The sequence below is a fragment of the Photobacterium sp. 53610 genome (genome assembly GCF_036409375.1).
Lineage (GTDB): Bacteria > Pseudomonadota > Gammaproteobacteria > Enterobacterales > Vibrionaceae > Photobacterium.
Genome location: NZ_JAXOFS010000002.1, coordinates 510,980 through 524,614, shown reverse-complemented (window position 1 = coordinate 524,614; position 13,635 = coordinate 510,980). Strand labels below are relative to the sequence as shown.

Here is a 13,635-nt window from a genome sequence, read left to right as displayed (position 1 = left end):
AGTATGGTGCTACACTCATATCAGTCACAACTTCGTGAAATCAGGCGGGTCGCGGAGGAAAAGATGTTCAGGCTGATTTCAGTTGCGTTTATCGCAGGAGTGCTGATGATGCTGAGTGCTCAGGCTGATGCCGATATTATCGACGCACGTTGCGATATTTATCCGAAAGGAGCAAAACTGCCAGAGGGCCGATATCTTTGCGTACTGTCTCAATATCATGGCTATATCAGTATCAAAAGAAGCGACGGGGTGAATTATGACTTTCATCCGGCACATAATGCGCCTGGTTTATACAGAGATGGCTTTGACCAGCCTGTCCGGCAAAGGAATGATTTAGGACAGAAAGGGCTTATTTTTGAGTTAAATAACGAGTCAATTTATGTTTACTGGGATACATCGGCTTTGTCAGAACCTTAGCCGTCAGATCTCATTTTCGGGGATTTTGGGTTGATTTCTAACCTTTCGGTCATCACGATCAGCCCACCTACATAAAGGGACGACGCCCATGTCGACAAATACTACACTCACAATAGATATCGTATCCGATGTTGTTTGCCCCTGGTGCTATATTGGTTATCAGCGGCTGAAACAAGCACTTGATTCTTATCAGGATAAGGTAAATTGCACGTTACGCTGGCACCCGTTTGAGCTGAATCCGGGGATGCCCGCGGATGGACAGCTTCTCAGTGAGCATCTCGCGCAGAAATATCAGATTACCCCGGAAGAAAGTGAAGAGAACCGTGCGCGAATCATTGCTTTGGGTGAGGCGTGTGGTATTCGCTTTCATTTCACCCCGTTATCCCGCATTTATAATACGTTCAAAGCACATCAGCTTTTACACTGGTCAGCGACTTATGGTCGTCAGACTGAACTGAAGCTGGCGTTGTTTGAAGCGTATTTCACAGAACAGGAAAATCCGAACGCGCTGGATGTTTTACTGGAAGCAGTCGATAAAGCCGGGCTGGATCGTGATGAAGCTGAGTTGGTTCTGAAAAATAATCAATTCGCAGAAGCCGTGAGATCCGAAGAGCAGACGTGGGTTGAACAAGGTGTGTCTGCGGTACCGGCATTTGTCTTCAATGAAAAATATCTGGTTTCCGGTGCTCAGGAAACGGGGACCTTCAGACAAATCATTGATACTTTACTGAGCGAAGCGGCTGAATAATCCGGCTGGAACCGCCACGTGAAGTTTGGCCTCACTGTTGGTTTCCTATTTCCCCAAAATCAGGCATGAACATCGATTGGGTGTTCATGTCTTGTATTCTGTGACTGCGATCAAATATCAAAAAATAAGATAATCTGACAGGGTGTTCCGATAAATCGCCTATGAATTCAGTTAAATTTCGATGATGGTTTTAGGATAAAATCGTTTTTATACATTCGAATGGTCGTCGATGTTTTTGATTTTTCAGGAACATTTACATCGATTGTCTATTTGAGGAACGATGAAATGAGAAAAGAGTAGAATGATTAAGCTGACACTAAAACGGTATAATAGATAATATTCACTCAAAAATACCTTTTTGAAGTGTTTTACTGAAAAGCCATGAAATGATATCAAACAAATTTGTTGGTTATTCCATCAATGTCATAATGAGTGAATCCAGGTGGCATTGTATTTGACTGAGATTATTTGTCAGAGATTTGAGTGTAAATCATATGACTTGTACACAAAGTGAATATCACCAGATCAGAAAAGACATCATAGCTGATCGGAGCTATAAAAGTGATGATGAACGATTGACTACGTTTAAGGAAAAGTATCAAAATATTATTGCTTCTGAGGAAGGAGTAGCTGAATGGGATATAAAGTTTTACCCAAAATATTTAAAGTTTGAATCTGCCTTCTTTCTGTTTTTTTACATATTAATCAATGTATTTGTATATTTTTATGTCAGTGATATGATTATGACGAGCCTAACTTTGTTAGGATTCATGATTTTTTCTCCAATATTACTGATGTTTCATCCAATCTGTTACAAACATAAGTTCACGAAAAGTGGATTCTATGTTTTGAAATACAAAAAAGGCAAGAAGGCCAGGAAAGTAATCTTGGCCCTCTATTTGGTGCTTGGTGCTTGGTGCTTGGTGCATTTGCTGTACTATATGCGATGATGACCATTAGATTTATGGCCTTTGCAGGTGCAGGAGCGGTCGCATTAGGATTTCTTTCATTTATCACAATTGTCGCGAAAGAAAATCGTGTATCTGAAGTGTACTTTCCATGGCATGTTTTGTTAATCGTAGTGGCAAAGAATAATAGTGGTTTTTGGGGCGATGATTACCGAATTGATTTAAATAATTACGAGGTAAGAACTAACAAGAATGACTATGAAAATATCTAAAAGTTAATTATTAAACATATTCGTGAAGATGCTTATTTTACGGACACAGGCTATGATTATAGGTCTGATGTATGTAAAAAAGCTAAAATCACTCTTGAAAAAGAGCTACCATTTTATATGCCTGAATATAATCATATTGATTTGTAGCTATTTATTCCTCTTGAACACTCATCCTTTTCTTGTGAATCGATGAGTGTTCCATTTAGAGAAAAATCATGAACAATAATGATCGGAATCTTCAACAATATCAAAAAATTCGTGACTCGATTGTAAATGATACAAAGTTTACAACAGATGCTGAACGTTTAGCTGCATTTATGAAGTCATACTGTAATATTATAAAGAATGAAAAACCATTATTCGAATGGAAGAAAGATAGATGGGAAAAAGGGTTAAGAGGTGGTTGTCTATTTTTCTTTTTAGTTTCTATTTCGATTTCTTCAGCGATTGAATTCCTGGGAGATGAATATTTAAAAGGAACTGGGCTAGTCGTGGGTGCAGTAATGTTATCCATACTTTTAATTTCAATGTTACTGGCTTGTTATCCAGAGAGATACCATCATCGAATAACAGAGACTGGAATTTATGTCCGTTCTTACCGAAGAGGTAAAAAAATTCGTCAAGGAACGCTCAGAGTGTTTCTTTTTCTCGCAATTCCAACTGTGATCGGATTATTTTTGATCATGGGGCCAATGGTTTTTGCCGGTGCTGGCGCTGGGGCATTAGGTGTTTTTTCAATGGCTACTGTGTTCAGAGAAAAAGAACCGGTGGAAAAATCTTTGCCTTGGGAGTCAATCTTTGTTGTTAAAATATTTGATGAGAATAACTTTTTTTCATCGAATAAATGCTTTGATATACACTTTCGATTTGACCTGATTTGTGATGATTCGAATTTCGATGAAGTAAAGAAAATATTGGATAATTGCATGTCAGATAAAATGATTTATATCAATGATTACTTGATTGATACACGTACAGATAAGTATAAAAAACTGATTGATTATGTAAGGAATGAGATACCATTCTTGGTTAAATGAGTTTTACTTTTTTACGAATTTGTTGTTATTGTACTAAAGCACTCGATTAGAGTGCTTTCAATCTATTCATTTCTCGCGACTGTTGTAATGAATGAGTTAAATTTTATATTTTGATTAATTTTGTCTATCAAGTGTTCTAAGCGAGATAGCTCATAGCACTGAATATAATCTAGATCATGTGGCGATAAGTTGCCATGGAATGAAATGTCCAGTTTACTCTCTGATTATATTAATGAAATCTGTGAAGTCATGCCAGATAATAGCTTTTGGCATAATGACAAGCTGTAATGGTGTTTTGATTGTAAATTGTGTCAGTGTAAAATTTACGCTACGGTAGAATAGATAAGCTTTTCTTAAAAAATAAAACCGAAGCGACATTTGGGGTCATACGTTCTGGATCACTCAACTTAGTTTGCCGATTTCCCATTGTTCAAAAACATGAAGCAATAAACGACCGCCTGTTCAGGCTTTGTCATGATGCAGCCTTTAGAATCATCCGAAAATTGATAAGTCAGTCTGTATTTAACACCTGAAGGATGATTCCCTTGAAGAAACTTACCTGGCCTGTAGCCATTGTGATCAGCATTGTCTCGTTGATTGGTTCGGCAACTGTGAGTGCAGCTCCTGTGTCTGTTCATGTCCCCGGAACGTCTGTCACTATGAGTCCACCGGATGGATTTGTCGTTGCGAAGCAATTTTCAGGGTTTGCAGAACCGAAAACCAATTCCAGTATTCTGATTGCAGAATTGCCCAAAGCTGCATATGTCCAGCTCAGTCCTGTTTTTTCAAATCTGGAACTGGCGAAAAGAGCCCTGGCTGAACGGGGAATTGAAGTGACGCGCTTGTTGCAAGTGAAGCAGGGAAACGTGAGCCGGCCAGTTTTGGTTGGTGTTCAGAAGATACAAGGGACAGACGTTGGTAAATACCTGGCTTTGTTTCCAGGAGACTCCAGCGTGATGCTGACTTACAACATCATTCCGGCAGACAGTATCACTGAAGACAAGCTTGGCGCTTCGATTGCTTCAGTATCTATCGGCAACGCCGTCACAGTCCGGGAAAAAGCAGAGCAGTTAGCATTTACACTGGATGCCGTACCGCCATTTCAACTGACCGATGTGCTGGCCGGTTCATCTTTGGTGCTGACCACTTTTGACGGTGTCGATAAAACCGGTAAAAAACCACTGATCACGATGGGGCACTCGCTGGTGGCTTCGTCTATTCGTTCACCGGATTTATTTTCAGAGCAATTGCTAAACAGTGTTGCCGGCTATGAGAAAGCCGTTGTGATTTCCACAAAGCATACGACCTTCGCCGGGCTCAAAGGTTACCGAATCGAGGCGGTGAATAACGACCGAACCATCATTCAATATACGGGGTTTGATCAGAGCGGGCAGTACTGGCGTCTGATTGCAACGGGCTCAACGGAAGCGCTGGCCAAAATATCGGATGAAATTCAGCGGGTTGCTTTATCAGTGAAACGACGTTAATTGTCGGGTGCCTCTCTGTTCGGGCAAGGTGAATCCGGTAAAATAATCTGATGCTTGGTGAAACGGAAAGGATATGAAAATGAAAGGATTCGCGCTGAAGTTTTTGACCACTCTTGTGATACTGGCTGCGCTTTTTGGCGGCGTTTTCTACTACGTTCAAAGTGGCATTCACTAAGCATCTTGTTTGAAGAGGCTGATGCCTGCTGGGTGAGTGACGTAATGGCTGAAACCGGAACATGGACTGAAATGTAAGGGGCGCGGCATGGAAAAATACGCGATATTGTCAGATATTCACAGCAACGTTTTTGCACTGGATGCGGTTGTTGAAGATGCTATCTGGAAGGGAGCAACACGTCTGGTCAATCTGGGAGATATTCTGTACGGCCCGATCGCACCTCGTGCGACTTATGAGCGCTTGCAGACCCTGAATGCGCTGACCATTTCCGGCAATCAGGACAGACAGATATATCAGTCAACCAAAGACGAGGTCGCCTTAAACCCAACGCTGCAGTTTATTCTTGAAGACCTGGGTGACGCTCCCCTGCAATGGATGCGGCAACTGCCTTCTGATGTGCTGATAACAGATGACATCTACGCCTGCCATGGAACACCGGACAATGATTTAATGTATCTGCTGGAAGACGTCAATTCAGGGCATCCGCAGGTCAAAAGGGATGCTGAGATTCTGGCATGTCTTAATGAGGTTCATGCCCCGATCATTCTGTGCGGGCACACACATTTGCCCCGCAATGTACGTTTGTCCAGCGGGCAGACGGTTGTGAATCCCGGCAGCGTGGGTTTACAGGCTTATCAGGATGAATGGCCGCTACCGCATGCAATGCAGAATTACACGCCGCAGGCTTCATATGTGCTGATTGAAGAGGGGATTCAGGGGCAGTGGGATATCTCATTTCATCGGGTCGATTATGATGTGCAAAGTGCGGTTCAGGCCGCGAAATCTAATGGCCGTGAAGACTGGGCGCATTATCTGAAAACGGGCAGATGCTGAACGAAACACCAAAGTTCAGGACTGAGCCATAGCAGACACCTGGTGTCGGAAACGTCACTTTCGGATTGAATCCGCGATCTTCGACTACACTTGGCCTGTATCAAAAAATCACACAGGCATGTCTGAATTTCCGGAGGCGAAGATGGCAGCGCTATCAGTCAGCTCAGCGAAAATTGTTCCTCATCTCTGGTTTGATCAAGCGGCAATTGAAGCGGCAAAATTTTATACGCAAACATTTGAGAACTCGTGCGTCATTCATATCAGTCAGATTCATGACACACCTTCAGGTACGGTTGATATTGTGAATTTTGAGCTGTTCGGCCAGCCATTTATGGCAATCAGTGCCGGGCCAATGTTTACTTTCAATGAATCCATCTCTTTAGTTATTTCGTGTGATGATCAGGAAGAAGTGGACCGATATTGGTCTGCCTTATCTGCAGATGGTGGTGAAGCAGGGCAATGTGGCTGGCTGAAGGATAAGTTTGGTTTATCCTGGCAGGTGGTGCCAAAAGTGATGAACGAAATGATGCGCAGCGGGGATCCGGAAAAGCTGGCCCGTCTGACTCAGTGTTTTCTGACGATGACGAAGCTGGATGTTAAAGCTTTGGAACGCGCTTTTCATGGCGAGTGAAGATCGTATTGAAAAAAAGCGGCAAGGCCGACAGGAGTGACGACTTTGCCGCTGAACAAAGGGAATCAGGCTTTGGTTTCTTCGATGGTTTCTGTAACCAAGTCTTCAGATGCCATGCTTTCTGCAACCCTGGCATCTGTTTGAGTGCCAGCGGCCGCTTTTTTCTTCGCACGCTTTTCTTTCTGTGCTAGCCAGACCAGTGGCATGATGATCATCAGGGTTCCGAGAATCATGGGCATATCCGGCACTTCGTCAAACCACAGCATGCCGATAATCACAGCACCAATCAGGCCGCTGTATTCTGCGCTGGCAATTTTGTTCGATTCTGCAGAACGGTAGGCTAACACACAGGCACCGGCATAAATCATGATAAATGTGCTTGAACCGGCCGCGGTCAACAGCGGCGACCAGTCCCATGGTTGACCTTCCCACAGTGCTAATGCCAGCGCAGCGGGCATACCAGCCAGATTGGTCAGCAGCAGAGTCTGCGCGACAGTCTGATGTTTCGGCAGCTTGCGAACCAGCAGGTTGTTCCAGGCCAGCGTGAAGGCCACAACCAGTGCTGCGATCGCAGCCCAGTTGATTTCGGTCGGACGGATAATCACGAGCACGCCGAGAAAACCGATTACCGCGACACCAACAGTGTATTTGGACAGTTTTTCCTGGAACAACATCATTGCCAAAGGCAGCATGATCAGCGGCGCAGCATAGAAGATGGCATTTGCCGTTGCTAAAGGCAGACTGGTAATCGAAATTACCATAAACACCATACCCAGCAGCCAGATATGACCGCGCAGTGCATGCCATTTAAAGCCTTCAAAGAAGTCCGCTTTTTTGGTACCGATACAAAACGGAGCCAGAATTGCAACTGAGGTCAGTTGACGAAAAAAGACGAACTGAAAAATGGCTGTGTCATCACCCAGGGATTTGATCATTGCATCGGAGCAGACCGCAATCAGGTTGCCGACAACCAGCAGAATCATGGCTAAGCCAACAGACATTTGAGGCATACGCTGCTCCTTTTTTGTTTTGAGAGTGAGTGTCGAAGCGACAGGAAACTGTGATCCAAAGCATAAACCAGCCCAAGTGATGAAGTATAATGATATAAATTATTTTGGTATGAGTTTTTTAGATAATGAAGTTGCCGCCCTTACGTGCTGTCCATTATTTTGAAGCGGTAGCCCGCCTGAACAGTTTCTCGCGGGCTGCTGAGTTTCTGAGCGTGACGCAGAGTGCGGTCAGTCATCAGGTGCGTTTACTGGAAGATTATCTGGGTGAGGAGTTGTTTCAGCGTCAGGGGCGGCAGTTATCTCTGACACCCGTGGGTGAACGTTACTATGAACAGATTAGTCATGCTTTGAGTGATATTGCAGAAGCCAGCCAGCAGATTCGGGAGGGTGAAAGCGGCAAAATCCGTCTGGCACTTTACAGCTCTCTGGCGGTGAAGTGGCTGATCCCGAGACTGGAAAATCTGCGTCAGTTGCATCCGGAAATTGAACTGACGCTCAATATGGTCAGTAATGATCCGAATTTCAGCGACGAACTGGCCGACTGCTTCATTACGGTTTCTCCGCCAAAACGCAGCAATTTTGTTTCTGAACTGCTGTATCACGAACAGTTGTATCCGGTCTGCAGCCACAAGCTGTGGCAACAAATGCGGGATAAGCCGTTGCCGGAGGCACTTTGGGATCATCCGTTACTGACAACTCGATCTATATTCAAAAATGCCAGACATGGTGAGGACTGGCATCGCTGGTGTAAGCTGGGTGGCTTTGAGCTGCCGGAGTCGGCCAGATTTCAGTTATTCAGCCATATGTTACTGGCGGCAGAAGCAGCCCGGTATGATCAGGGGATCACCTTCCTGAATGATTATCTGATGAATGATCTGGACCGGCAGCAGCTCTTTGTCCGGATTCCCATGCATGAACTGCCGACAGGCGACAGTTTCTATTTTGTTTATAAGAAATCAAGGGCGAAACAGAGCGCCATTGTGACTTTAGGGCGCTGGCTGAAGCAGCAATGTGACGAACTGGACAGAAGGGGCAGTCAGAGCTGATCCAGATGAGTCAGGCAGTATTCGGCTTTGTCGAGCACTGCCTGGCGTGCAGCGTCAGTCTGATTATCCCAGCTTCGGTAAATCATCCCGATCCGCGGATGGACCGCCAGTGTGCGCTGATGTTTGTCCATAAAACGCCAGTAAAGACTGTTCAGCGGACAGGCATCGTCACCGGTTTTCTGTTTGACGTCATAACGACAGGACTGGCAGTAATCGCTCATCTTGTTGATGTAATTCCCGCTTGCCGCATAAGGTTTGGTTGCGATAATGCCGTCATCTGCAAACTGGGACATGCCTCTGGTGTTAGGCATTTCGACCCATTCGATTGCGTCAATATAGATGCCGAGGTACCAGGCATCCACCTGATCGGGATGCATCTCCGTCAGCAGACAGAAATTCCCGGTGACCATCAGGCGCTGAATGTGGTGAGCATATGCATATTTCAAGGACTGTTGAATCGCAGCTTTCAGGCAGGCCATGCCTGTCTCGCCGGTCCAGAAGAAATCCGGCAGTTCACGTTCGGCTGAGCGGGTATTCAGAGTGCCATAGTCAGGCATGTTCGCCCAGTAAATTCCCCGGACATATTCTCTCCACCCCAGGATCTGGCGAATAAACCCTTCGACCTGAGCCAGGGTAATGTCGCCTTTTGCCTCATCGTAGCGATTCAGTGCGGATTGAATGACTTGCATCGGGTGCAGCATTTTGGCGTTGAGCGCAAAGGACAGCCGGGAGTGGTAGAGGCTCCACTGGTGGGCGGATTGACAGGTCATGGCATCCTGAAACTGTCCGAAGTGAATCAGCTGGTGCTGACAGAAATAGTCCAGTAGCTGGCGGGCCTGGTTTCGGGTCACCGGCCAGAGCAGGGATTCTGTGGCCTGACCAAAATGCGGAATCTGATGGGTTTCAAGCCGTTTCAGGATATCGCCGACCGGATTCGTAAATATCAGCGGTTCAGGTATCGCTGAAAGATCTGTTTTTGACAGTTTCTGCCGGTTCTCTTTGTCATAATTCCACTTGCCGCCCTCGGGCTTGTCGCCATCCATCAGTACCGTGAAACGCTTTCGCATCATGCGGTAAAAGTGTTCCATCAGCACATGTTGACCTTTGGCGAATTGCTGAGATATTTCATCAAACGGCAGCAAAAAGTGCTCGGTGTCGGCTTCGTAACAAGTCACATTATCGGGTAACTGCAGGCTTCTGAGCTGAGTCAAGAGCCGGTATTCATCCGGTCGTTGGTATTCAAAACGTTCAATCCGGTGTTCTTTGATCAGCCGTATCAGTAAGTCCGGCAGGGAAGGATCGTTTTTTGTGTCATCCAGTGTCAGGTGGCAGACCTGAAAACCGGCTGTGCGCAGCGCGTCTGCGAAAGCGTTCATTGCTGAGAAAAAGGCACAAATTTTCTGCACATGATGTTTGGTGTAGGTCGCTTCCTGATGCAGTTCGGCGATCAGGTACAACGTACTCTGTTCTTTGGCATGAAACCACGAGTGTGCGGCATTCAGCTGGTCGCCCAGGATCAGCCGTAAAGTCTTGTATTCAGGTTTTTCCATTGTTCAGCCAGTGGCGGATGAATTTCCGTTCAGGATCATAGAGATCTGTTTGCTTTTGCAAGTCGAAATAACGCCAGCCACGGGGGTCTGCACCCACACCGGCCAGGTACTGCCAGTTGCCCCAGTTTGACGCAACATCGTAATCAATCAACTGCTGCTCAAAGTAGGCGGCACCGTAACGCCAGTCGAGGGCGAGTTCATGGACGAAACAACTGGCGACCAGCTGGCGTCCGCGGTTTGACATATAGCCGGTATGATTCAGCTGGCGCATACAGGCATCGACAATGGGATAACCGGTTTCGCCTTTACACCATTGCTGAAAGCGGTTTTCGTGATGCCGGTTTTCCGGTCCTTTTTGCCGGATGCCGTGGTAATAGAACAGTTTCTGCTGGTAGGCATGGGCATACCATTGAAAATACTCCCGCCATAACAGCTCGAAAGCGATCCATTCGGTCGATTCATTTTGGATGACTGTCTGGTGGTATTCAGCCAGTGATCTCAGCACAGTCACCGGAGACAGACAACCCAGCGCCAGCCAGGGAGAGAATTTCGTGGAGTTTTCCCAGCCGTCCAGGGCGTTTCGTGTGTCTTTGTAACGGGCCGGTAAATCGCCGGAAAAATACTGCTTCATATGTACCAGTGCAGCAGTTTCTCCGCCAATAAACTGGTGGCTGTCTGTATAGCTTGTGTACAAAGACGTTCGGGGAAGCGTCAAGTTGACCGGATGTAACGGTGCTCCTTCAGGTAAAGACGGTGGCGGTGGCAGGAGCAGCTCGGTATCGGCTTCAGGGCGACAGTCGCCATTTTCCACCATCAGACGAAACTGAGTGAAGCTGACCGGAAGTTCACTCAGGGGAAATGGCAGTAATTTCCGGGTAAACAGCGTGTGCGTAGGCTCTGTTAGAAAAGTGATTTCCGGATATTGCGACTCAATGTAGGCCCAGCTGCAGTTTTCGTAGTAACCGGCCTGTTCACTTCGACCGATGATGGTGATCGGATACTGGTCAATCAAATTGTCAATCGTGTCTTCTAAAGGCGTGTCACGAATCATCAAAAACTGATGCTGGTGCTGTTCAGCGAGCTGAGCATTGAGATCGGCCAGCGACGCCAGCAGAAATTCCCGGCGATGCTCCCCCCACTGGCTGATATGATCCGGAAAACTGTCCTTGGTCTGGCGGGGCAGACAGTAAAGGCACAGCAGGTTGTCCACCTGCTCGGAGATCCGTTGTAACGCCGGATTATCATGCAGGCGCAGATCGTAGCTGAATACAAAAAGTCCCGTGGTCATGACTGGCCTTTACCAATAAGCATGTACCACAAGTGTAGGCCGGGATTCAGGTAAACCAAGATCACCCGTTCAATTACTCTGCGAAAGGATGTGGCTCAATGACTGGCAGATCATGGGTTTGCTGCACCTGTGTCTGAGTGTCTACATGGCCGTTCAGATAGTAATCTGACGGCAGGCTTGTCTCGTAAAGTGACTGCCTGAGCTGGTCAGCAAGATCCACGATCAATTCGACCATGCCAGGCTGACGGGCCCTTTTCTTGTGGCACATAATGTACAGCGATTCGCTGAGACGCATGGCATCGTGGCGTAAAACAGGGAGCAGTTCTGTGGCCGCGGCACAGAGATAACTGGGCAACACCGCAATCCCCATTCCTCGCTGAGCGGCGTGCAGTTTCGTCAGGTTGTTATCGAAGTACTGGCTTCGCTCCGGCAACTGAAATTTACTTTGCTGAGCAAAGATATTCGGCCAGTCCATTTTTCCCTGTGATTGGATCAGCAAGCGGTGATGTGCCAGATCGGCCAGTGAGTTTGGTGTGCCGTATCGTGCCAGATAGCCCCGACTGGCAACAATCATCTTCTCAATATCGGCCACACGCAGGGAATAGCAGGCCGGATCCGGCCGGTCAAAAATCAGGGCAATATCCAGTTCATCATCAATGAACGCCTTGTCCCGGCTGGGTTCAACCAGATTGATGACCAGTCGCGGGTAGGTTTCCATCAGTTGGTTTATCACCGGCAGGACGACCTGATGACCTAATGCGGCAGAGCAGGCCAGATAAACCGGGCCGGAAAGGTTTTCCGTCTGGCTCAGCGACAGCATACCGTTGCGAAGTCCGTTCAGACGGGTCTGGCACTCTGCCAGCAGCTGGACACCTTCCCGGCTGAGCCGGAAATGGTGTTTGTTTTCATGGATAAACAGCGGACAACCCAGCTGATTTTCCAGCAGTTTTACTTGGGCGCGGAGAGTCGACTGAGCTAGATTCAGCTTGTTGGCAGCCCGTGAAAAACTGTTGTACTCGGCAACAGCCTGAAAGTAATGCAGCAGCGCAAATGACTTATCCATGCTCATCGCTATTTATCTGTCAATCAATCCGTTTTTATGAATTATTTTTGACGCCTGGCTCAATTGGTACAGGCTTTACTGACATAACTATAGGTAATTTCAGTGAATCTTGGTACCCGTTCTGCGTTGCACAGGGTTCCGCATATCATCATTGCCAGTCATGTGTTTTGTCTCGTTCTGTGATGGCTGGTGGCGTACTTTCGTGTCTGGGCGGTGAGTGTGACAGGTGAGTACGCCATGAAAATGTGCCAGAAAATTGTGACAGATAAGCGCACTGGCCGTTTACAGGCAGCGTTTGTTTGTATATTTGGTATTCAGTGACTGAGAAAAAACAGGGTGCTTGCGATGAAAAGCCAGTGAAGAAGCGATGGTTGAACCGTACGTGTTCAAGGAAGATGGGCCAGTGCATTCTCATCTATATGATTGATAATTATCATTTATATGAAATAAGTACACCATGATTTATATTCTGAACTGTATTTTTGCTGGTTATTTTCAGTGGTGTCTAAAATAAAGCTTTACAAAGGGGGCCACTCGCGTATGATTCGTCTTGCTCTGTCGCTCAAATTTAGTAATGCAACTTCAAGTCAAAGTTAAACCTCAGTATTTCTTCGTTACCGTTGTTAATCTTAGTGTTTCCCTTAGCTTCATTGTGACATTCAATAATTCAGATCTTCAGCGCATCGCATCATTGCGATCCATATTTTGAATTCATTTAATTAAAGGGGACATAACATGTCTAACAAATCAACTGGTCTGGTAAAGTGGTTTAACGAAGAGAAAGGTTTCGGTTTCATTACTCAGGACAACGGCGGTGCAGACGTATTCGTTCACTTCCGTGCAATCGTTTCTGAAGGCTTCAAGACTCTGGCTGAAGGTCAAAAAGTATCTTTTGACGTAGAGCAAGGTCAGAAAGGCCCTCAAGCTGCGAACGTAGTCGCGCTGTAATTTTGCTGTCGGCGCAAAGGGTTATCTTTTGCGCCGATACTCAACCGCTTAATTTACTCCCACGCCTTTCAGCCTGACACCACCCTGTACGCCTTTCGTTCCCGTTTTTACATACTTCGCTCTGATCTGCTTTGTCACATTCGTGTCATTCGCTTCCAATATATTTATTCACAATTGATTCAGCGCTCAAAATACCCCCGAACTTTATTACGCCGTATTTT

The 13,635-nt window shown here is 46.2% G+C and carries 13 protein-coding genes; 9 read left to right on the top strand and 4 right to left on the bottom strand.

Going from position 1 to position 13,635, the window contains the following annotated elements; translation table 11 throughout:
- Positions 1-63 precede the first annotated feature (63 nt).
- The 7 genes from SPK40_RS08980 (at position 64) to SPK40_RS08950 (ending at position 6,509) form a co-directional block, all read left to right on the top strand.
- Positions 64-417 (top strand): hypothetical protein, encoded by a 354-nt coding sequence (locus SPK40_RS08980; protein WP_254589134.1) that lies wholly within the window; start codon positions 64-66, stop codon positions 415-417.
- 88 nt (positions 418-505) lie between these two features.
- The gene (locus tag SPK40_RS08975; protein WP_330960214.1) at positions 506-1,165 is read left to right on the top strand and encodes a DsbA family oxidoreductase; all 660 of its coding nucleotides are present in this window, start codon (positions 506-508) and stop codon (positions 1,163-1,165) included.
- Positions 1,166-2,081: 916 nt separating this feature from the next.
- On the top strand, positions 2,082-2,345 hold the full coding sequence (locus SPK40_RS08970; RefSeq protein ID WP_330960213.1) for a hypothetical protein: 264 nt from the start codon (positions 2,082-2,084) through the stop codon (positions 2,343-2,345).
- A 215-nt stretch (positions 2,346-2,560) separates the two neighbouring features.
- The gene (locus tag SPK40_RS08965) at positions 2,561-3,382 is read left to right on the top strand and encodes a hypothetical protein (protein WP_330960212.1); all 822 of its coding nucleotides are present in this window, start codon (positions 2,561-2,563) and stop codon (positions 3,380-3,382) included.
- Positions 3,383-3,927: 545 nt separating this feature from the next.
- Positions 3,928-4,869 carry a hypothetical protein gene (locus SPK40_RS08960; RefSeq protein ID WP_330960211.1) on the top strand — a complete coding sequence of 314 codons (942 nt, stop codon included), beginning with the start codon at positions 3,928-3,930 and terminating at the stop codon, positions 4,867-4,869.
- 262 nt (positions 4,870-5,131) lie between these two features.
- Positions 5,132-5,878, top strand: coding sequence for a metallophosphoesterase family protein (locus tag SPK40_RS08955; RefSeq protein ID WP_330960210.1), 747 nt, complete (start codon positions 5,132-5,134; stop codon positions 5,876-5,878).
- 142 nt (positions 5,879-6,020) lie between these two features.
- Positions 6,021-6,509, top strand: a complete 489-nt coding sequence (locus SPK40_RS08950; protein WP_330960209.1) for a VOC family protein — start codon at positions 6,021-6,023, stop codon at positions 6,507-6,509.
- A 65-nt stretch (positions 6,510-6,574) separates the two neighbouring features.
- Here the strand turns inward: SPK40_RS08950 and SPK40_RS08945 are convergent, their stop codons facing one another.
- Entirely contained in the window at positions 6,575-7,519 is a 945-nt protein-coding gene (locus tag SPK40_RS08945; protein ID WP_248142084.1) for a DMT family transporter, read from the bottom strand.
- 125 nt (positions 7,520-7,644) lie between these two features.
- Between SPK40_RS08945 and SPK40_RS08940 the strand changes: the two genes are divergently transcribed.
- Complete coding sequence (locus SPK40_RS08940) at positions 7,645-8,565, top strand: LysR substrate-binding domain-containing protein (RefSeq protein ID WP_330960208.1); 921 nt, start codon at positions 7,645-7,647, stop codon at positions 8,563-8,565.
- On the opposite strand, the gene SPK40_RS08935 is transcribed toward SPK40_RS08940, so the two are convergent.
- The 3 genes from SPK40_RS08935 to SPK40_RS08925 all read right to left on the bottom strand — a co-directional run bounded on the left by SPK40_RS08935 (position 8,556) and on the right by SPK40_RS08925 (position 12,466).
- Positions 8,556-10,115, bottom strand: a complete 1,560-nt coding sequence (locus SPK40_RS08935; RefSeq protein ID WP_330960207.1) for a cryptochrome/photolyase family protein — start codon at positions 10,113-10,115, stop codon at positions 8,556-8,558. The two genes, SPK40_RS08940 and SPK40_RS08935, sit on opposite strands and share 10 nt — an antisense overlap.
- Positions 10,102-11,403 carry a DASH family cryptochrome gene (locus tag SPK40_RS08930; RefSeq protein WP_330960206.1) on the bottom strand — a complete coding sequence of 434 codons (1,302 nt, stop codon included), beginning with the start codon at positions 11,401-11,403 and terminating at the stop codon, positions 10,102-10,104. The genes SPK40_RS08935 and SPK40_RS08930 overlap by 14 nt, the downstream gene beginning before the upstream one ends.
- Positions 11,404-11,476: 73 nt before the next feature.
- Complete coding sequence (locus SPK40_RS08925; protein ID WP_330960205.1) at positions 11,477-12,466, bottom strand: LysR family transcriptional regulator; 990 nt, start codon at positions 12,464-12,466, stop codon at positions 11,477-11,479.
- Positions 12,467-13,201: 735 nt separating this feature from the next.
- On the opposite strand from SPK40_RS08925, the gene cspE reads away from it, so the two are divergent.
- Entirely contained in the window at positions 13,202-13,414 is a 213-nt protein-coding gene (gene cspE / locus SPK40_RS08920; RefSeq protein ID WP_248142089.1) for a transcription antiterminator/RNA stability regulator CspE, read from the top strand.
- The last annotated feature ends 221 nt before the right edge of the window (positions 13,415-13,635 follow it).

Coding starts and splice junctions, on each gene's coding strand:
- SPK40_RS08980 (WP_254589134.1), top strand. CDS start 64: ATGTTCAGGCTGATTTCAGTTGCGTTTATCGCAGGAGTGCTGATGATG.
- SPK40_RS08975 (WP_330960214.1), top strand. CDS start 506: ATGTCGACAAATACTACACTCACAATAGATATCGTATCCGATGTTGTT.
- SPK40_RS08965 (WP_330960212.1), top strand. CDS start 2,561: ATGAACAATAATGATCGGAATCTTCAACAATATCAAAAAATTCGTGAC.
- SPK40_RS08955 (WP_330960210.1), top strand. CDS start 5,132: ATGGAAAAATACGCGATATTGTCAGATATTCACAGCAACGTTTTTGCA.
- SPK40_RS08950 (WP_330960209.1), top strand. CDS start 6,021: ATGGCAGCGCTATCAGTCAGCTCAGCGAAAATTGTTCCTCATCTCTGG.
- SPK40_RS08945 (WP_248142084.1), bottom strand. CDS start 7,519: ATGCCTCAAATGTCTGTTGGCTTAGCCATGATTCTGCTGGTTGTCGGC.
- SPK40_RS08940 (WP_330960208.1), top strand. CDS start 7,645: ATGAAGTTGCCGCCCTTACGTGCTGTCCATTATTTTGAAGCGGTAGCC.
- SPK40_RS08935 (WP_330960207.1), bottom strand. CDS start 10,115: ATGGAAAAACCTGAATACAAGACTTTACGGCTGATCCTGGGCGACCAG.
- SPK40_RS08930 (WP_330960206.1), bottom strand. CDS start 11,403: ATGACCACGGGACTTTTTGTATTCAGCTACGATCTGCGCCTGCATGAT.
- SPK40_RS08925 (WP_330960205.1), bottom strand. CDS start 12,466: ATGGATAAGTCATTTGCGCTGCTGCATTACTTTCAGGCTGTTGCCGAG.
- cspE (WP_248142089.1), top strand. CDS start 13,202: ATGTCTAACAAATCAACTGGTCTGGTAAAGTGGTTTAACGAAGAGAAA.